The sequence below is a fragment of the Vibrio sp. 2130-1 genome (assembly GCF_033339515.1).
The window spans coordinates 1-19792 of the sequence record NZ_JAWOUT010000007.1 but is presented as its reverse complement, the minus strand read 5'-3'; the positions used below and the strand labels follow the sequence as shown (position 1 = coordinate 19792).

The window sequence follows — 19792 nt, the reverse complement described above, 5'->3', positions numbered from 1 at the left end:
TCCTGTTCCCAAAGCCGACTCGACAGCAAATAAGAGAGTTTATTATGTCTAAATATCAAGAAGCGAAACGCGTTGTACGTGAATACTTCAGCGCAATGGAAAACGCAACTCACGAGAACGTGGCAGAAGTACTAAAAGCACACACTTCAGAAGATTACCTATGGCGTGGTGTTTACCCATTCCGTGAGCAACAAGGCGCTCAAGCAGCGGCTGACGTTTTCTGGGCTCCTTTGATGAAATCAATGACTCGCATGCAGCGTCGTCAAGACATCTTCATCGGTGGTGAGAACGAAGTAACATCAGGTGAAATCTGGGTAATGAGCATGGGTCACTTCATGGGTCTATTCGACGCTGAATACCTAGGCATGCGCCCAACTGGCAAAATCATGAACATCCGTTACGCAGAATTTAACTGTGTTGAAAACGGCAAGATCACTAAGACTGGCCTATTCCTAGACCTTCTAGGTGCAATGGACCAAGCTGGTTGTTACCCACTACCACCATCAACAGGTAAGCACTTCGTATACCCTGGTCCTCGTAACCACGACGGCCTACTGTTCGAAGACGCAGCACCAGAAGAAGGCGTAGCAACACTAGCACTAGTGAACAAGATGGTTGATGACCTATCTGCACTAAACGACAGCGGCGCAATGGGTTGCCCACCAGAAGTTCTTGAAAAGAGCTGGTCTAAAGACATGATCTGGTACGGTCCATGTGGTATCGGTGCGTCTTACACAATCCCTCGTTACCAACAGCAGCACCAATTGCCGTTCCGTAACAACCTGAAAGACAAGAAGTTTAATGGCCACGTATGTCGTTTCGCAGAAGGTAACTTCTCTTGTTTCTTCGGCTGGCCAAACCTATCTAACACACCAATCGGTGGTTTCCTAGGTATGACAGGTGGTGAAGTACGTGCAGACATGCAAGTGGTTGATGTTTACTACCGTGACGGCGACAAGCTATCTGAGAACTGGGTACTGATCGACCTTCCTTACTGGCTAAAACAGCAAGGTCTAGACGTGTTCGAACGTACTCAACAGATCCTAAACCCTTCTCTATAAGAAGTCCTAGGGGCGGATTGTCAACCCGCCTTTATGTTGCCTGAATACCCTCTCGGTTCAGGCGACATGCTCCCAACTCGTGCCTCAAGGATGGGGCACAACCTCAAGATAGAACCCTTATTCAAAACGGGCATGAACGCACGGTGGCTTTCTGCGCCCTGAATAATGAGATTGATGATGAAAAAGTCGACCCTTTCTGCAGTGATTCTAGCAGCGCTTACTTCTAGCTCAGCCTTTGCTGCACACACTTTTGTTAATGACGCTGGCGACAGCCTAACCATCGATGGCCGTTTCGATCTTCGCTACCAAGACCGTGGCGGTGATGACAACGGTGAATGGAACAGCGGCAGCTCACGTTTCGGTTTGAAAGGCCAAATGGGCCTAGATAACGGCTGGACTGGTTTCGGTCACGCGGAATGGGGCTACAACTCTGGCGCGAACGGTGACAACATTTACGACCGCTTGCTATACGCAGGTGTTGATCACGAAAAATACGGCAAGATTGCTGCGGGTACTAAGCAGTGGTCTACCTTCTACGACGTAGCATGGTACACCGATTTAGGTCGTGTATTCGGTACTCGTGGCTCAGGTGTTTACAACCTAGCTGACTGGGGTATCGCATCCGGCGCGGGTCGTGCAGAAAACTCAATTACGTACCGTAATTCAATCAATGAAAAAGTGAGCTACGGCTTTACTTACCAAACCACGCGTGAAGATGTTGCTCTAGCAAGCAATGCGACAGCCTCACTGAAAAACGGCATGGGTGCGTCTATCACTTACAAACCGGTTGATGGCGTAACACTGGGTGCGGCTTACCATCAAAATGAAGTTGCGGATCTAGACACAAGCGTGGTTGGCGTAGAAAACGGCGACAACATGCGCATCATGCTATTGGGCGCAAACTACAGCAACGGTGGCTTCTACGCAGGTGCGACTTTCCACGTTGGCGAAAACTGGGAAGCAGTGAGCCAAGGCGGTACGGACGTAATGTTCGATACCCTAGGTGGCGAAATCTACACTTACTACCACTTCGACAACGGCCTACGCCCAACATTGAACTACAACTACATGGAAGATCGTGGTGACGAGACGCAAGGTTACGAGCGTAACTTGCTGATCCCTGGTCTTGAATACCACTTCCAGAAGAACAAATTCCTAGTTTGGACTGAATACCAGTTCGACCTAGGTAAAGATCAGTACGATGGCAGCAAATTCGAAAACCGTGATGATCAATTCGCGGCAGGTATTCGCTACTACTTCTGATAATACTCATCGCTCACCACCTATACCCAAGTAACCTTAAGGTGGTGAGTGATGAAGTTCTTATCAACACAAAGCAAAGTTATCTTGAAGCCAAGTAGTCATCACTTCACTAACAATTAAAGGCTGCTCAAGCGTAGATAGATGCCCACACTCAGGGATAACATGAAGCGTGACGTTTGGGATGCATCGCTCCATGAGCAGATGATTGTCTAGCGGACAAAGCTTATCTTCTTTACCTGTTATCACCAACGTAGGAACTTGAATGTCCGCCAATAAAGGTCGAGCATCCGGGCGAGTTGCTAACGCTTTAGCATGTGCTTCAAATGCCTCCAAACCTACATTGACCGCCATGCCTTCAATACGCTCTGTCAACACTTTGTCTTGCAAACGGCTGGGATGAATCAGCACAGGCATCAGAGTGTCAGGCGTAATGCGTTCAAACTCACCACTTAACGCACGGCTAACCAGTGCATCACGCTTTTGTGTCACCTCTGGCTTTTCATCTGCTGCATTGGTATCCATGAGGATCAAGCCTTTGACTCTGTTTGGCGCTTGACGGTACACCTCAAAGGCAAGAATCCCACCCATTGATAAGCCCCCCAAGACAAACTCCCGCGGTGCGTCTTGCAACACTCTCTGCGCCAGCTGTTCCATTGACGGCAATGAAGCCAGCGTCGGGCATGTAGGCTCAACCCAACTTGGCAACGCTCGGTTGATATCCTCAAACAATGTGCCATCACAAAGTAGTCCGGGTAGCCAAACTAACGAGGTGGGTTGCGTCATTTTATTCTCCTGCCAGCGGCTTTGGTTGATCAGAGCCAAGAATGCAATACGTCAAACTATTACCACGCAAGTTCGTCAGTGAGTATGACGCACCTTCTGGAACATTCAGCACATCACCGCGCGTTAAAACAACACTCGCTTGTTCGCCTTGATGCGTGAGGACCACTTCAGTATCGCCATCAAAGTTGATAAGCACTTGTTTTTCTTCTCGCCAGTGTTGAGGAATCGAGCCACCTTCAGAAAGCTCATAAGCCATGATGCTCACTTCATCTTCACTCTTTACTTGGAAGTCATAACTCGCCAAAGGATGACCCGTTAAGGCGTATTGTTTCACGTTGCTTCCGCCGAAATCGCCTTTGATTTCACGATAATCTTTTTGCAGAGCGACAAATGGCATCATCTCTTCTGCGGTGTATGTATCGAAGGTCGCGAGCTCTTCTTCGGTAAGCAGCGGCATCAATTCTGATTCTTGTGGCACCGGGTCGCCATTAATGGTGTCCACGAGTGTGCCATCGGCTTTGAGGTATAAACCATAACCTTGACTGTCTTTAATAACGTTTGGATGCCAAATAACGCCGCCACCTGAATCGTCGCCGCCAAGTACCGAGAACATAAAGCCGTAATCGCGGCCAACCACTTCAAATCCACGGAAGAGATTGGTTGGAATCGAGATGACGTCACCGTGAGACAACACCGCCTCATGCTCTCCATCGTTCCCCCAATAAAAACGGAACTGACCTTTGAACACCAAGAAAAGCTCGGCGGTACGATGAGAGTGCAACGAATTTTTGATGCCCGGCGGTTGGCCTGCGGCACCAATGTTAAAGCCCGCCGTATCGCGAATATGAACATGCTGACGACTGCTCTCTGCCACCCCAGCACCGATAATGCAAAAGTTATCTTTGAGATCACTGCCTGGCGTGCGCGCATCAATAAACGCACTCGTACCCGGAATCAGTTCCATGTAGCGGACCAGGTTATTATTCATTTTAGATTGTAGAGTCATTGTAAATCCTTGTTGTCCTTGTTTGGACCTAGCCTTTGAATTGTTAGTTACAGACCTAAAGGTCGCCCACCATCAACCGCGATAGTATTGCCTGTCGAGAAGGTCAAAACGTCTGCTGCGGCGTACACGGCTTGAGCGACTTCTTCATCATTGGCTAAACGCTTAAGCGGTGTGGATTGTTCTTGTTGATTACGCCATGCGTCATCCAAGCCTTTGACAAACTCAGTGTCGACAAGCCCTGGAGCAACAGCCAAAACGCGAACCTCGGGAGACAGAGCGCGAGCTAAAGAACGGGTCATGTTCTCCGCGGCAGATTTACTTGCACAGTAAGCAATGTTGCTCCCCATCGCAGTCTGTGCCGCGATAGAAGTAATGTTCACCACACAACCATTGGCTTGCTTAAGCCAAGGCTCAAACGCTCGAACCATGGCAAAAGGCGCACGGACGTTCACTTGGAAAATTTGGTCAAACAGCTGGTCATCTAAACTTTGCAAATCAGAGTGCGCGACGAATTTCGTCATCCCCGCACAGTTGACCAACAGATCCAGCTTGTCGCTTATTTCACTGACTTGATGTTTAAGCTGTTCAATCGCACTAGAATCTGCCACGTTCAATTTGAATGCTAGATGCTCGTTACGTGGCAGCGAGGAAAGCACATCCTCGGCCGCTTTCTGATTACTGTTGTAAGTCAGAATTACGCGATATCCCGATTCAGCTAGCTTGCGACAAATGGCGGCACCCAGTCCGCCACTGCCGCCTGTGACTAAGGCAAGTTTCGACATATTACGCCTCTTCTACTTTGCCTTTGTAACGGCGCACACGAATATCCGCTTGCTCTTTGTGGCCAGCAAAACCTTCGAGTGCACACAAGCGAGAGCAGTACTCACCGACTTTGAGCGACGCAGCTTCCGTTACACGCTGGTAAGTACAGGTCTTGATAAATTTACCTACCCAAAGACCACCGGTGTATCGCGCCGCTTTCTTCGTTGGCAGTGTATGGTTGGTACCAATACATTTATCACCGTAAGAAACGTTGGTTTCACGACCTAGGAACAAGGCACCGTAGTTGGTCATGTTATCTAGGAAGTATTTAGGATCTTCCGTCATCACTTGAACGTGCTCAGAAGCGATATCGTCTGCCACTTCCACCATTTCTTCGTAGCTATCACACACAATCACTTGTCCGTAATCTGCCCACGCTTTACCCGCGACTTCAGCCGTTGGAAGAATGGTTAACTGACGTTCAATTTCTTTGATGGTTTCTTGCGCAAATGTTTCGCTATTGGTCAACAATACAGCGGGAGAGTTGTAACCATGCTCAGCCTGACCAAGCAAATCTGCCGCTGCTAATTCTGGGTCACAACCTTTCTCATCGGCAATGACTAGGGTTTCCGTTGGGCCTGCAAACAAATCGATACCAACGCGACCAAACAACTGACGTTTTGCCTCTGCTACAAATGCGTTACCCGGCCCTACAATCATATCGACTGGCGCAATAGTCTCCGTGCCCAATGCCATAGCTCCTACCGCTTGAACACCACCGAAGCAGTAGATTTCATCCGCACCCGCCATTGCCATCGCAGCGACAATCGCCACATTCGGTTGGCCATTAAACGGAGGTGCACAAGCAATAACACGTTTTACGCCCGCGACTTTCGCCGTCAGTACACTCATGTGAGCGGATGCAACCAATGGGTATTTACCGCCAGGGATGTAACAACCCACGCTGTTGACTGGAATATTTTTATGCCCCAGTACCACACCAGGCATGGTTTCTACTTCGACGTCTTTCATTGAGTCACGTTGAATTTGAGCAAAGTTTCGAACTTGTTGCTGAGCGAACTCGATATCATGACGAGTCGATTCATCAAGCGCATCCACACAGGCTTGGATTTGCTCTTCTGACAGGCGGAATTGCTCCGGCGACCAGTTATCAAACTTTTCAGACAACTCACGTACAGCGCTATCACCTTTCGATTCAATATCAGCAAGAATGTTTTCGACAATCTGACGCACTTTTGCGTCATTTGATGCTGATGCTTCTTCAGTGATTCCGTTTTTTAAAATGCGTGCCATTGGGTTTCTCCTTGAACATTGAGGCTGACGAACGGTTACTTTTATGCTTTTGGATACGAATGCAAAATCAGATTAAACACTTAATTAACATTTGACAAGTTAAGTCAACAAACCACAAAAACAATCCTTAAGCCTTTGTATTTATTAGTTTAAACAAATAAAAGCAAGTAATAAGGACCTTAATTAAGTTTAATTTTCAATCAAAAATGAGTTTTAGATCACATCATTTTTACTCATCATTTACATTTCTATATGTTAGTTTTTGCATACCTTTGCAAAGGAGAGAATCATGAGCAATTTTAAACAACGTCTGAAGCAAGAAACGATATTAGGTACATTTGTTAAAACCCCTCACCCTCACATTATCGAAGTATTGGCACTGGCAGAGTTGCCTTTTGTGGTACTGGATGCAGAGCACGCACCTTTCGATCGCTCCTCGCTTGATCTGTGCATCATGGCGGCCAGAGCGAATGACCTCGCGTGCGTGGTACGAGTACAAGACAGCGCCCCTTCAACCATTTTGAACGCGCTTGACTGTGGCGCGGCGGGTGTACAAATTCCCCATGTTTGTACTGCTGAGCAAGCGACGCAACTGGCGAAAATCTGCCATTACGGAGAAGGTGGCCGAGGGTATGCTGGTTCCAGTCGAGCAGCGCAATACGCCACTAAGCCCATGGTTGAACACTTAAAAGACAGCCGTGCGAATACGATTGTCATTGCACAAATTGAAGACCCTCAAGGGGTTGAAAATGTTGAAGCGATTGCCAATGTTGAAGGAATTGATGCGCTCTTCATTGGCCAAGTTGATCTCACTGTCGCTTATGGTGCTGATAGCGTTCATGATGAGAAAGTCGCACAAGCAAGTATGCGAGTAATCGAAGCGGCCAGAGCCGCCAATAAACCTGTTGGCATGTTTGTCGCGACGGCTCAACAAGCTCGGGAATGGCGTGAACTCGGCGTTAGCTTCTTTTGTGTTGGCTCTGAACACAAAATGATCATTGATGGCTTCAAGCAAGAGAGAAATGTGATGAATTCTTGAGTTTTCTCTGATATTTACGCCTTATCAATGTAATGCTCTAGACACAGAAATCCCCTAGCCCATACACTCAGCACGTATGAGAAGGTTCAATGGCCTTAAATAAGGAGTATCACCATTAAAGCGAAAGTAACTTCGATCGACGTCGCGAAGATGCTCGGCGTCTCTCAATCGACGGTATCTAGAGCATTCAGCCCGACTGCGAGTATTAGCGAGAAGAAACGCAAAATGGTGATGGATGCCGCAGCTAAGCTCGGATACACACCGAATGCCATCGCCCGAGGTCTGATTTCGAATCGTTCAGGCTTAGTGGCGATTGCGTTAGATAGCGAATCAAACCCAATGTACGACATGCAATCTCGTGCTTTGGCTGTCGAAATTCAAAAGCGAGGCGGACAAGTTGTGCTTTGCCCTATCGACAAGGACGACCTCGATCTCGCCATTTCACGCGCCATTGAATACCAAGTGGACGGACTCGTTATCGCCACCAGCCGTTTAACCTCACGCGCGTTTGCCCAATGCGAAAAGTTTGGCGTTCATTTAAGCTTGATCAACCGCTACGCCGAGGGTATTAATGCCAACAGCTCTGGTATTGATAACCGCTTGGCGGGCCAACAAGCAGCCGAGTATTTAACGCAGAAAGGCGCAAAACAGTGTGCTTATATCAGTGGCGATGCTGGCTCCATGACCAGTGAAGAGCGTTGGCTGGGTTTCTCTTCAAAATTGCAAGAACTCGGCTCCCCGTCACCAACCTTTATCCAAGCCAAGTACAGCTTTGAAGCAGGCTTAGAAGCGGCGAAAGCGATCTTGTCGCACACTAGCAAACCCGATGCAATTTTTTGTGCAAACGACATCCTCGCCATGGGTGTGATGGATGGCTTGCGACAAGCCGGAGCAAAGATCCCCCAAGACTTCTCTGTGATGGGTGTAGATAACATTCCGATGTCTGCATGGCCGAGCTATGATTTGACCACCATTGCTCAACCAGTCGACAAAATTGTTAAACGAGCGGTTGAAGACTTGATGAATCGAATCAACGGCAACCTGGATGCAACTGGCGAATACCTTTTCGAGCAAGGCACCTTGATCGAACGTAGTAGCACCATTTAATAAATCCATTTTTATTCATTCTTCATAAAACAAAATGCCTTGCTTTCGAGTAAGGCATTTTCTGTGATCACGATTAAATTTTCACCAATCGTTATTTAATTCCTCATCAATTCATCAATCTTGTTATTGACTTGTTACTTTAATGTTTTATTTTGGATTCGTATGCAAAATGGATATGAATTGCTCAACTAATTTATAAAAACATAAAAAGTTGTGTGACTTGCCAACGAATGCCCATGGCAGGTCATACCAGAAACAAGGAAGAACGATGAAGAAAGCAATCCTTACTTCACTTACCGCACTGGGGCTTGCATTTAGCAGTATGAATACGTTTGCAACCAGTGTTATTCGTCTTGCTCATGACAGTCAAGAAACCTCTCCCGTACACAAAGCAATGCTCTATTTCGAACAAGAAGTGGAAGCTCGCTCAAACGGTGAGATAGAAGTTGAAATCTATCCGGCGAGACAACTAGGCGATGTGCGTGAGACGACTGAACTCGTACAGCAAGGCAACTTACAAATGACGTTTGGTGCGTCAGTTTTACTCTCTCCCTACGTCCCAGAGTTTAACGTGCTCGACGTGTTCTACCTTTTTGATAGCGAAGAGCAAGCACACAAAGCGCTCGACAGTGAGAAGATCGGACAACCATTGTTGAATGCTATGGAATCAAAAGGCTTTCATGGACTTGGCTTTATGGAGGTCGGCTTTCGTAGCGTGACCAACAACAAACAGCCAATTGATAGTATTGAGGACCTGAAAGGGCTGAAGATTCGTTCTGCGTCGAACCCAACTCAGATCAGTGCGTGGAAATCCGTGGGTACGGCACCAACGCCTCTTTCTTGGGGTGAAATATTTACTTCGCTCCAACAAGGTCTGATTAACGCTCAAGAAAGCGGCATCTATTCGATCTATGCCGAACGCTTTTATGAAGCGCAGAAATACCTCTCTTTGACTAACCACATTTACACCAACTACGTGCTGTTCATGAACAAATCGTTTTGGGATTCACTACCTGCAGAGCAACAGGCGCTGATCAGTGAAGTAAGCAAAGAAACCATCGCTAAGCAGCGCGAGCTCGCCGCTAAGCAAAATCAAGAAGTGATCAAAGATCTCGAAGCGAAAGGCATGACGGTTAACATCGTCCCAGATGACGTACGCAGCATCATGAAAGAAAAAATGAATGCAGCCGTGTACCAAGATCTGCGTAGCAAGACAGGTGAAGACTTGTTTGACAACGTGATTGCCGAGATAGAACGCCTATAAATCCCACTCTTTTGCACGATCTGGAAACAGGTCGTGCTTTCCGTTTTGGAGGTGAATATGAAGTGGTTTCGCTTACTAGACAAATACCTAGAACCTACCCTTATCGTTATCGCGATCTCGACGATGACAACTTTACTGTGCTTGCAAATCGCACTACGCCTATTTGACGCAACGATCGCGTGGGCTGAAGAGTTGGCTCGTTATTTATTCGTATGGGCGATGTACCTGAGCATCAGCTACTGTATCCGAGATGATCGACACATCCGTATTCTCGTGTTCATCGATAAACTTCCGGGCAATTGGACACAATTCAGTTTGATTGTCTCTGATCTTATCTACCTTGCCTTTAGTGCCACTGTCGCCTGGTTTGGATTTAAGGTCATCAACCGAAGCCTGCAACTCGGTCAGATTGCTCCCGCAATGGAAATACCTATTGCTTGCCTGTATGCGTCCGTTTTGGTTTGCGCAATCTTAAGCTGCGTGCGCTTGGTAACCAGCATTTATCAACGCACTCGCGCTCTTTCGAATACCAGCGAACGGATACGCTTTTCTCGCCAACGCTATCGCCATATCAAAGCAAAGTATCGTACTTCTAACCGACTATTGGAGTTTAACGCATGACATCTGCACTTTTGTTTGGCAGCTTTGGTCTGCTTCTGCTCATTGGCGTTCCGGTCGGTATTGCTCTGGCGGCAGCCAGTATGGTCGCGATACTCAGTCTGCCGTTTCTTAACATCGAGTTTTTAGTCCAAGGAATGGTAACAGGGCTCGACTCTTTCCCTCTCCTCGCCGTCGTTCTATTTACCTTGGCAGGTAACCTTATGAGCCAAGGAGGGATCTCAAAACGATTATTACACGTGGCGGAGGTCTTCTTTGGCCACTTTACTGGTGGGCTTGGCATCGTCGCCATTGTGGCGTGTATGTTCTTCGCTTCCATCTCTGGTACAGGGTCTGCCACCGTTGCCGCTATCGGCCTGACGATGATTCCCTCTATGGTGAAGAAAGGCTACGATCGCAGCTTTGCCGGTGCCTTGATCGCCTCTTCCGGCGGAATTGGCGTCATTATTCCACCCTCTGTGGTGATGATCGTCTACGCGATCACTGCTGAAGTTTCAGTCACCAAGATGTTCATGGCGGGCATCATTCCAGGCTTGGTCGTCGGTATGGTATTGATCGGCTACTGTCTAATTGTCTCCAAAATGCGGGGCTACACAGGTAACGAGCACAAAGCGACTTGGGCAGAGCGTCTTGATGCGTTAAAAGAAGCCAGCTGGGCAATGCTACTACCCGTTATCATTCTCGGTGGCATCTATTCCGGAATCTTCACGCCTACCGAATCAGCCGCCATTGGTGTGCTCTATGGCTTGTTCTTTGGCATGTTTGTTTATAAAGAACTCAAACCAGCGCAAGTGGTGAAAATCATTCTAGAATCGTCACTGTTAGTTGGCGCTGTGCTTGTCATTGTGGGTGCATCCGTGACGTTTGGCCGCATATTGACCTTAGAACGTCTACCGACCGAGATTGCTCAGTTCATTCTATCGATTACCGAAAACAAACTTCTGATACTGCTTTGCATCAATGTTCTGTTGTTGCTCGTCGGTACCTTTATGGAAACGCTGGCGGCCATTGTTATTCTCACGCCAATTCTGCTACCCATAACGTCAGCACTCGGCATGGACCCCGTTCATTTTGGTATCGTGATGATCGTGAACTTGGCCATTGGCTTTGTTACGCCTCCTCTGGGAGCCAACCTGTTTATGGCAAGTCAGGTAGGCAAAGTACCGATAGAGTCGCTCTCTAAAGCCATCATGGGTTGGATTGGTGCAATGATAGTGGCCTTGATGTTGATTACCTTCATCCCTGCCATCTCGCTATCGTTACCTGCGCTTTTATCCTGATCGTTGCACTCATAGAGCGCTTATGACTGTTATAGCCACTAGATAAATACCTTTCTAGTGGCTTATTCGTTATCTACTTCCGATTTAATAAAAAAGCCTTTAAGCATTCGTATGCAAAAGGAAAATTTGAAAGATATAAGGATAATTGACACCAAAATAGCTGAATATTAGCGATAAAGTCTATTTGGGTGCCTTGATCTGCATGATTATCAGTTTTGGCTTAATCATTTGTTTCCATTCAAACAGATCAAAATAAATTAAGCGATTAAAAAACAATAAGATATTAGGAAATTCATACAAAAAACTTTGACCTCCTTTCTTATTAACACGTCTCGATAAGAGATAGCTTCCATCTCGCCTGTACTTTTTTAGTTTATTTTCCGCTCAATTGTTAAAAATCTGATCATCAGCACGCTATTTAAACAATCGGAAAACAATCCGTTGACAAAATGGCAACATGATATATTTTGAATACGTAATCAAAACATAATTATTCAATTACGGAGGTGATTTATGGCCATGGTTGGCTTCGATGAAAAGTGGCGTGATTTTCCCGACTACATTCTTGGTATCACAAAAGAGATTTGGGAAGACCGAGGTTTAAACACCTTAGAACACTACTACTCTCCCGACATTGTTGTGCGTACTCCACTCTCTATCGTTCAAGGAAACGAAGGGGTGATCAGTGCAACAATGGCGACACTGGCCGAGTTTCCCGATCGCACGCTATATGGCGAAGACGTCATTTGGTCAGGCACCCCGGAACAAGGCATGCTTTCTTCTCATCGAATCATCTCTACTGCAACACACAGTGGCAACGGCTTCTACGGGCAAGCCTCGAACCGCAAACTTCGTTTCCGTATTATCGCAGATTGCCACGCTATCAATAACCAAATCAATGACGAATGGTTGGTTCGCGATCAAGCCGATATCGCGAAACAACTGGGTATGACGTCAGAAGAGTTTGCACGCCAACAAATCGAATTTGAAGGTGGCGTGGAATCAAGCCCATTTCCGTTCACACCTGAAATCGACATTCCTGGACCTTATTTGGGCGTAGGCAACGACAACGAATATGGTCAGCGATACGAAGCAATTCTCAGAAGCCTTATGAATGCCGAGTTCTCTATAGTACCGAAAGAGTACGACCGCGCTTGTATCGGCGAATACACTGGCGGTCAAACTGCCCTATCACACTCGGAAGTCGATCATTTTTGGATGGCACTTCGTGCGTCTTTCCCAAATGCTCAATTTACCGTTCACCATCGTATTGGCCGAGATGACGACATGATGTCACCACGCGCTGCAATTCGATGGTCTTTGCACGGTAAGCATGAGGGATATGGGATGTTTGGTAAGCCTTCAGGAAAAGAGGTTTATATCATGGGGATCAGCCACGCTGAGTTTGGCCCTTGGGGTCTTCGTCGCGAATTCACTTTGTTTGACGAGGCCGCAATCTGGAAGCAAATCCTGCTTCAGCAAGGCTAACGGCTGACTAAACACTATTTATTAAAATCACAGACAGTAAGGAAGCAACATGTCACTCAACATCATCGAACAGTTCTACCAGAACTACTTCAAAGCCGCAGACATCGAGCAAAAACAGGCCGCTCTGCAAACTTTGAACCCTGACGTAAAATGGTGCGTGGCGCACCCTGTGAACGATCTTAATGGCCCAGATGCAACCCACGAATCTTTCCTCTCACCACTTGTTAATGCTTTGCCTGACGCCGAGCGCCGACCAATAATTGTGATGCACGGCGAATACGAAGGTCGCACTTGGTACAACTCTACCGGCTATTTTATCGGTACATTTGAACAACCACTGTTTAGCATCCCAGCAACAGGGAAAACACTCTACTTGCGTTACACCGAAATGGTGTGTGTGGAGAACGACCAAATCACCGAATCTTACATGATCCCAGACTTCATCGACGCGATGAATCAAGCAGGCTGCAACCCTCTTCGTAAAAGCTTAGGTCACGATGGCTTGGTCCCTTCTCCTGCGACTTCTAATGGTATCCAACATTCTGTTGTGTCTTTGGAAGAAAGTGAAAAGAGCGCCCAGCTGGTTGAAGATATGCTGTCTTGCTTGGGTCGTTTTGATGGTCAAGATCTTTTCTCGATGGATCTTGAAAACTACTGGCACAATGACTTCATGTGGTACGGCCCTGCTGGTATTGGTACTACGCGCGGTATCAAAGGTTTCCGTAACCACCATCAAGCGCCATTTGTGTTTGCCTTCCCTGACCGAAGTGTCGATATTGAGGTCAATTTTTTGGCCAAAAATGACTACGTATCCACAGGTGGTTGGCCACATATGCATGGTACTCACACTGGTCACAGTGGCTGGCTCGGTCTTGCCCCAACCGGAAAACACATCGAACTTCGCGTTATGGACATTTGGCGACGCGAAGGCGATTTACTGAAGGAAAACTGGGTGGCGATCGACATCGTTCATATCCTGCTGCAACTTGGCTATGACGTGTTTGCACAAATGAAAGAACAGTTAGAAGGACCTAATTATGCATGAGTTTGGCGCACTTAACTGGAGCATCCTTGGTGGATACATAGCCCTAACGCTAGTATTGGGTGCGGTGATTGGTAAGCGAGTAACTTCAGCTAGCCAATTCGCTTTGGGTGATAAGAGCATCCCTTGGTGGGCGATCGGTATTTCTGTCGTTTGTACTTACGTGAGTGCCATGTCGTTCCTTGGCGGGCCAGCTTGGTCTTACAAAGAAGGCCTGTCGGTTATCGCGATTCACCTCAATTATCCGCTGGTGATCTTCTTCATCGTGGCTGTGTTTATGCCGTTTTTCTACAACAACGGTTTAACCTCTATCTACGAGTATCAAGAACGACGCTTCGGTAAGGCTTCACGACTGACTTTGTCGTTTATCTTCCTTATCAAACAAGCATTGAGCTCGGCAGCCGTACTCTATGCGACAGCAATGATTTTAGAGTTCATTACTGGTATCGACGTGATGTACTGCATCATGATCGTCACTGCAATTGCCCTTATCTACACCGTAATGGGCGGTATCGCGGCTGTCATTTGGACCGATGTGATTCAAGCAGTAATCTTATTTATTGGCGCATTCATCATCATTGAAGCCGTTTGGAATGGCATGCCTGCTCCAATGACGGAGGTCATGGCAGAACTCAAAGCGAAAGGAATGACCGATGCCCTACAGACAAGTTTTGACCTAAGCCAAGTAACGACGGTATGGGCTGGTGTTATCGCAATGACGATGTTCCACACCACCGTGTATGGCGGTAACCAGATGATGGTACAACGATGTATGGCCGCGAAAAACATGGGCGATGCGAAAAAGGCAATGCTGATGATGGGCTACGTGGCCTTCTTTATTTACTTTGTCTTTATCTTGCTTGGCGTCCTGTTCAACGCTTATTACGACGGTAAAGAGTTCGAAAACGGCAACACCATCATTCTTCATTATGCGAGTGAATATGGAATGCCAGGCTTGATGGGCATCATTGCCGCTGCGATTCTGGCGGCAAGTATGTCGAGTCTCGATTCCGCATTTAACTCAATGGCGACCGTTTCTGTGGCTGACTTTTACAAACGCTTCTACAAGCAAAACGAGTCGGAAGAGCATTACTTGAAGGTATCGCGTTTCTTCACGGTAGCGTGGGCGATTTTGGTCATCATTCCAGCGATCATGTTTGCCACCAGCACAGGCTCGGTACTGGAAGTGCTGAGTAAGGCAGGCTCTTACTTTGTCGGTGCAAGCTTCTGTATGTTTGTCCTTGGGTTCTACTCAAAACACATTACGGAAAAAGGCTTGTTGATTGGCGTTGCTGCTAGCTTCTTGGTGATTTGGTATGTAGCCGTTGCGACCGATATTGCGTGGCCTTGGTATTGCGTGATTGGCGTCCTTGTGAATGCCGTTGTCGCTTACATTGCTAGCCTTCTCCTGACGGGTAAACAAGATGAAATGCATCTTTACACAGTGAAAGGCCAGCAAGCGGAATATGCTCGTCTAAATAAACCAATCAAGGAAGATGGTTGGTATGTCGTTCCCGGCAAAATCGATGCTCCATGTTATGGCTTACTAGTGATGTTTGTATTCTCGATCGTGATGCTTTGGGGGATCAACGCGTTTACCGACAACGCTCCTATGCTGATTAACTTTATGCGTGGCTGCTCTATTCTTGTCGCTACCGCTTGCATCGGATACATGGGGTATTCACTCCTCTCCCCAAAACGTAAAGTTGCAGTCAAACAAGCAAATTAATGTTCTTTACGTAGATACTGTACGTCCAACAAACGGACAGTATCTACGCTCTAGATCTAGTGCTAGTTCAAAGCAAACCAAATGGGTTAACCCACATTTTGCTTTTTAACACTCCAAAACCATTATTCTACTTAGGATACCCCGTCAGAACATTTATGAATACGTACCTATTTATGCTAGTCTTATGACCTCAATTACTGGCAACTAAGTTTTATTCATGAAATCAATTAAACACGTAGTCACATCAAAAGATGTGGCAAAGATGGCAGGCGTCTCTCAATCTACTGTATCGCGCGTGTTTGTTCCGGGTAGCTCAGTATCCGAAAAGACCAAGCAAAAAGTCTTTGAAGCGGCTAAAGCCCTTAACTACCGCCCTAACGCCTTTGCACGTAGCCTGACCACAAACGAATCGAAATTGATAGGTTTGGTGTTTCCTGATGCGGATTACCCTATCCATATGAAAACACTGCAATTAATTTCCAGTGAGTTACAGAAAAAAGGTTATTCTGCCGTATTGATTCCATGGCAAGTGGATGAAGAAGAGGGCCACTCAATCCCAAATATCTTCCAGTATCGCGTCGATGGTGTCATTGCTGCTTCCGCAACCTTCAATAAGTCCCTTTATGAAGAATGTGAAGAGTTTAATATCCCAATTGTTCAATACGCACGAGTTGTTGAAGGTACTAGGAGTAGCTACGTTATCAGTGACAACTACGAAGCAGGCCAACAAGCTGCGCAACTTCTGCACAAAAGTGGCGTGAAGAACGCGGTTTATTTGACGGGAGAAGTGCCAACCTTTACGAATGACGAACGTCAAAGCGGCTTCTGCTCTGAATTTGAAGACCTAACCGGCAAGACGCCACGCATCATTGAAGCCAGCTATGACTACGCGAGCTCACTTGATAAAGTCCGTGCCATACTGGCAGACAAAAATCGGCCTGAAGCGGTGTTCTGTGCAACCGATAACCTTGCGATGGCGGTCATGGATATCGCCCGTATAGAATGCGGGTTGAGGATTCCTCAGGACTTACAAGTCATTGGTTTTGATAATATTCCTCAGACAGAATGGTTAAGCTATCAATTAACCACGTTCCGCCAGGATTTCCGTCGCCTCGCTCGCGAGTGCGTGAAGATCATTGTTGATCAAATTAATACGAAAAACGGCAGCCTAGTAAAAATGATGGTGCCAGTGAAGTTAATCGAGCGCCAGACAACAAAAGCTTAAATAGCTATAGCCAGCCATTCGGTTGGCTTTTTTATTTGCCTCTGACTCCCAAACGGCTCATTTAGTGTTGTAAGCATTAATGAACCCATGTATATTTATGAGCTATTACACTATATGAACCAAACAAAAAGAGGCTCATAATCCTTATGACCACGTATCTTTACACTCGTTATTCGCCAAAAAATCGAGCTTACCAAGAGCACCTTAATACTCTAAAAGCTTTTGCGCCCGAAGCTCAGCATTTTGAGGATAAGGTTCGTGGTTGCATGCCTCCAACCGAGAGAGAGGCATTCTTACGACTGCTCGATTCCGTCAGAGCTGGGGATACGATTGTGCTCTGGTGGCTGACCGCATTTGGTCGCGACTTTAGTCAAGCATTGAACACGATAAAAATGCTACTCGATAAAGGGGTAACATTGAAAACTGTATGTGAATCAATAACTTTTGAGCCAGGTTCTGTTCAGACTCAAACACTACTCACAGTGTTATCTGGATATGGGAAAGTGCAGACTGAACATCGCCTGTTTGCCGCAGAGCAAGGGCGACAGGCCATTAAAGAGCAGCCAGAATTATGGAAACAGAAGTTTCGCGGCCGCCCCGCAAACAAAACCAAACACCAACAGATCGCAACGTTACTGCTAGAAGGCTACACATTGCAAAACGTAGCAGAGCAATGCGAAGTCAGTCTATCGACTGTGAAGCGGGTCAAAGCAAAGCTAAATGAAGTGGATGACGAAGGCGGCTTAAGCTCACGACGCCAAAAAGGTTGTTTGAATGGAGACCAGTCATGAGTCGCCCAATCAACTTTCATACTATACTACTCGCCTGTCTTATTATTAGCGTTGGCCAGTTGAGCATGGGGCTAGTTATGCCCTCTTTGCCATGGATAGCAAAAGACTTTTCCATCTCCCTCGACCAAGCTCAACTGCTTGTGAGTATTTATTTGCTCGGCTTCGGCCCCTCTCAATTTATCTACGGGCCAGTGTCAGATGCTTTAGGACGAAAAAGAGTATTACTTACCGGTTTACTCATCGCGATGTCTGGTCTGCTGATAATTATTTTCTTCAGTGACACATTTACAGGGATGGTGATGGGGCGCTTTTTACAAGGGTTAGGTACAGGATGCTGCGCGGTACTCGCGAGGGCGTCGACTCGAGATAGATTTAGCGGGGATGAACTCCCAGTGGCAATGTCTTACATCGCCATGGCGGCTTCAATCACGCCACTTATTGCACCTGTGATTGGCGGCTTTATCAACTTCCACTTCGGTTGGAGTATGGTGTTTATTTCTCTGTTGGGCTATGTCTCGCTGGCTTGGGTAATCATCGCCTTTAAGTTCACAGAAACCATCACAAAACGTTCTGTCATTCCGTCACCCCGAAAAATGTTACTCCAATACAAGAGCTTACTTACGTCTCGTTACTTTATGAGTTTCGCCAGTATCAGTTGGTTAAACTTCAGCTTAATGATTACGACAGTCTCTGTGATGCCATTTATCATGCAAGATCAAATTGGCATGACCTCCGCTCAATACGCGATGTGGGCGCTCATTCCCGCTTTGGGTATGTTATGTGGTACCACGATTTGTAACCGAGTAAGGCCAATTATTGGCAATAAAAAAATGCTGCTCTGCACCCCATTTCTTCACCTCGCTGCCGCAATATGGTTATTTTTCTGTCCTGTTGAGCCTCTATTTCTGATGCTAGGACAGCTATTAATGATCTTGGGTAATGGTATTGCCCTACCTTGTGCACAAGCGATGGTAATGCAACCTTATAAAAAGCAAGCAGGTGCCGCAGCGGCAATGTCTGGTGGTGGACAAATGGTCGTCTCCTCATTGGTCAGCTTAACTCTGGTGCAGCTTGGATTGAGTCAAGCATGGCATCTAGCGATCGTTATCGTAATATTTGCATCGCTTACCTTCACCAACATTCAACGTGGCTTCAGTGCAGAGCAACCTTCAGAACGATAACAAAAAACATACTATTGTCCTTATAGTTACGACAAATCGTATAAACTTAAATTTAGGAAAAGTTGGCGGATACTAACATGATGTTGCATTTAAGAATGGGCGCCTTAACACTCGCCACATTGATATCCGCTGGCACTGATGCGAGCGCCAACGAGAACTGGCAGTTCGAGAGTGACAAGAATGGAATCACAATTTACTCCCGAGAACATAGTGACGGTTTAGTTGAGATCCGTGCCCGGATGTTCACACCCACCAGCTATGGTGCATTTTTAACGCTACTGGAAGACAGTGACAATATCCCGAACTGGATTGACAATGCCAGTCATAGCCGGGTTTTAAATCAGATATCGGCCACCGAGAACATCGTTTACACCCAGTTTAAAGCACCATGGCCTGCCAAAAATCGGGATATGGTCACCTACTCAAAGTACTGGGTCGATGAGCTGGGATTCACCATAGAAATCAAAAGCGCACCTGACTCATATCTTGCTGAACAAAATGGTTATGTTCGAATTCGCTCGGTTGATGCGACTTGGGAGTTACAAAAACTCACAAACGATACAACACTCGTGGAATACAAGGCGTTTGCTGACCCCGGAGGTCTATTGCCAAACTGGCTGATCAACAAACTCTCAAAAGAAAGTGCATGGGCGACATTTAGTAATTTAAGAAAAGAGTTACCTGAATATCAGCAATACTCTCATCCTCAAATAGATGAGTAAGCGTCGCTCTTCCCACTCGCTTTTTAATACGGTACATAATAGTAAATTACCACCTTCTAAAGAAGGTGGCTTTGTGTGAGCCCCCTAAAAGGGGGCCTTTGTTTAGTCCAGCGCCAA

At 46.6% G+C, this 19792-nt stretch carries 18 protein-coding genes; 14 read left to right on the top strand and 4 right to left on the bottom strand.

All coding sequences use genetic code 11. The features are described 5' to 3' along the window. The first annotated feature begins 44 nt into the window (after positions 1 to 44). The gene (locus R7Q09_RS12195) at positions 45 to 1061 is read left to right on the top strand and encodes a nuclear transport factor 2 family protein (protein ID WP_005374772.1); all 1017 of its coding nucleotides are present in this window, start codon (positions 45 to 47) and stop codon (positions 1059 to 1061) included. Between the two features lie 177 nt (positions 1062 to 1238). After that, entirely contained in the window at positions 1239 to 2324 is a 1086-nt protein-coding gene (locus R7Q09_RS12190; RefSeq protein WP_318070924.1) for a porin, read from the top strand. A 63-nt stretch (positions 2325 to 2387) separates the two neighbouring features. On the opposite strand, the gene R7Q09_RS12185 is transcribed toward R7Q09_RS12190, so the two are convergent. Genes R7Q09_RS12185 through hisD form a run of 4 tightly spaced genes read right to left on the bottom strand, consistent with a single transcriptional unit; the run spans position 2388 to position 6189 of the window. Continuing rightward, entirely contained in the window at positions 2388 to 3107 is a 720-nt protein-coding gene (locus R7Q09_RS12185) for an alpha/beta hydrolase (RefSeq protein WP_318070920.1), read from the bottom strand. 1 nt (position 3108) lies between these two features. Then, entirely contained in the window at positions 3109 to 4113 is a 1005-nt protein-coding gene (locus R7Q09_RS12180) for a cupin domain-containing protein (protein WP_213869927.1), read from the bottom strand. Between the two features lie 47 nt (positions 4114 to 4160). Beyond that, positions 4161 to 4895 carry an SDR family NAD(P)-dependent oxidoreductase gene (locus tag R7Q09_RS12175; RefSeq protein WP_005383422.1) on the bottom strand — a complete coding sequence of 245 codons (735 nt, stop codon included), beginning with the start codon at positions 4893 to 4895 and terminating at the stop codon, positions 4161 to 4163. Between the two features lies 1 nt (position 4896). Then, the gene (gene hisD, locus R7Q09_RS12170) at positions 4897 to 6189 is read right to left on the bottom strand and encodes a histidinol dehydrogenase (protein ID WP_005374756.1); all 1293 of its coding nucleotides are present in this window, start codon (positions 6187 to 6189) and stop codon (positions 4897 to 4899) included. A 289-nt stretch (positions 6190 to 6478) separates the two neighbouring features. On the opposite strand from hisD, the gene R7Q09_RS12165 reads away from it, so the two are divergent. From R7Q09_RS12165 to R7Q09_RS12110, 12 genes are all read left to right on the top strand, one after another. Beyond that, complete coding sequence (locus tag R7Q09_RS12165) at positions 6479 to 7228, top strand: HpcH/HpaI aldolase family protein (protein ID WP_115386849.1); 750 nt, start codon at positions 6479 to 6481, stop codon at positions 7226 to 7228. 150 nt (positions 7229 to 7378) lie between these two features. Further along, positions 7379 to 8335: a LacI family DNA-binding transcriptional regulator gene (locus R7Q09_RS12160; RefSeq protein WP_025768661.1), complete on the top strand. Its 957-nt coding sequence runs from the start codon at positions 7379 to 7381 to the stop codon at positions 8333 to 8335. Between the two features lie 268 nt (positions 8336 to 8603). Next, complete coding sequence (locus tag R7Q09_RS12155; protein WP_318070921.1) at positions 8604 to 9599, top strand: TRAP transporter substrate-binding protein; 996 nt, start codon at positions 8604 to 8606, stop codon at positions 9597 to 9599. 57 nt (positions 9600 to 9656) lie between these two features. Next, positions 9657 to 10220, top strand: coding sequence for a TRAP transporter small permease (locus R7Q09_RS12150; protein ID WP_318070922.1), 564 nt, complete (start codon positions 9657 to 9659; stop codon positions 10218 to 10220). Beyond that, entirely contained in the window at positions 10217 to 11497 is a 1281-nt protein-coding gene (locus R7Q09_RS12145) for a TRAP transporter large permease (RefSeq protein WP_158173277.1), read from the top strand. Before R7Q09_RS12150 ends, R7Q09_RS12145 begins: the two co-directional genes overlap by 4 nt. Before the next feature lie 513 nt (positions 11498 to 12010). After that, positions 12011 to 12985 (top strand): ester cyclase, encoded by a 975-nt coding sequence (locus R7Q09_RS12140; protein WP_256903072.1) that lies wholly within the window; start codon positions 12011 to 12013, stop codon positions 12983 to 12985. Positions 12986 to 13034: 49 nt separating this feature from the next. Further along, positions 13035 to 14030 carry an ester cyclase gene (locus R7Q09_RS12135; RefSeq protein WP_182016042.1) on the top strand — a complete coding sequence of 332 codons (996 nt, stop codon included), beginning with the start codon at positions 13035 to 13037 and terminating at the stop codon, positions 14028 to 14030. Beyond that, entirely contained in the window at positions 14023 to 15756 is a 1734-nt protein-coding gene (locus R7Q09_RS12130; RefSeq protein WP_005374733.1) for a sodium:solute symporter family transporter, read from the top strand. The genes R7Q09_RS12135 and R7Q09_RS12130 overlap by 8 nt, the downstream gene beginning before the upstream one ends. A gap of 217 nt (positions 15757 to 15973) precedes the next feature. Further along, complete coding sequence (locus tag R7Q09_RS12125; protein ID WP_017820101.1) at positions 15974 to 16981, top strand: LacI family DNA-binding transcriptional regulator; 1008 nt, start codon at positions 15974 to 15976, stop codon at positions 16979 to 16981. Positions 16982 to 17127: 146 nt separating this feature from the next. Then, complete coding sequence (locus R7Q09_RS12120; RefSeq protein WP_047102429.1) at positions 17128 to 17772, top strand: recombinase family protein; 645 nt, start codon at positions 17128 to 17130, stop codon at positions 17770 to 17772. After that, entirely contained in the window at positions 17769 to 18953 is a 1185-nt protein-coding gene (locus R7Q09_RS12115) for a multidrug effflux MFS transporter (RefSeq protein ID WP_017820099.1), read from the top strand. Before R7Q09_RS12120 ends, R7Q09_RS12115 begins: the two co-directional genes overlap by 4 nt. A gap of 77 nt (positions 18954 to 19030) precedes the next feature. Then, the gene (locus R7Q09_RS12110; RefSeq protein WP_017820098.1) at positions 19031 to 19675 is read left to right on the top strand and encodes an START domain-containing protein; all 645 of its coding nucleotides are present in this window, start codon (positions 19031 to 19033) and stop codon (positions 19673 to 19675) included. The last annotated feature ends 117 nt before the right edge of the window (positions 19676 to 19792 follow it).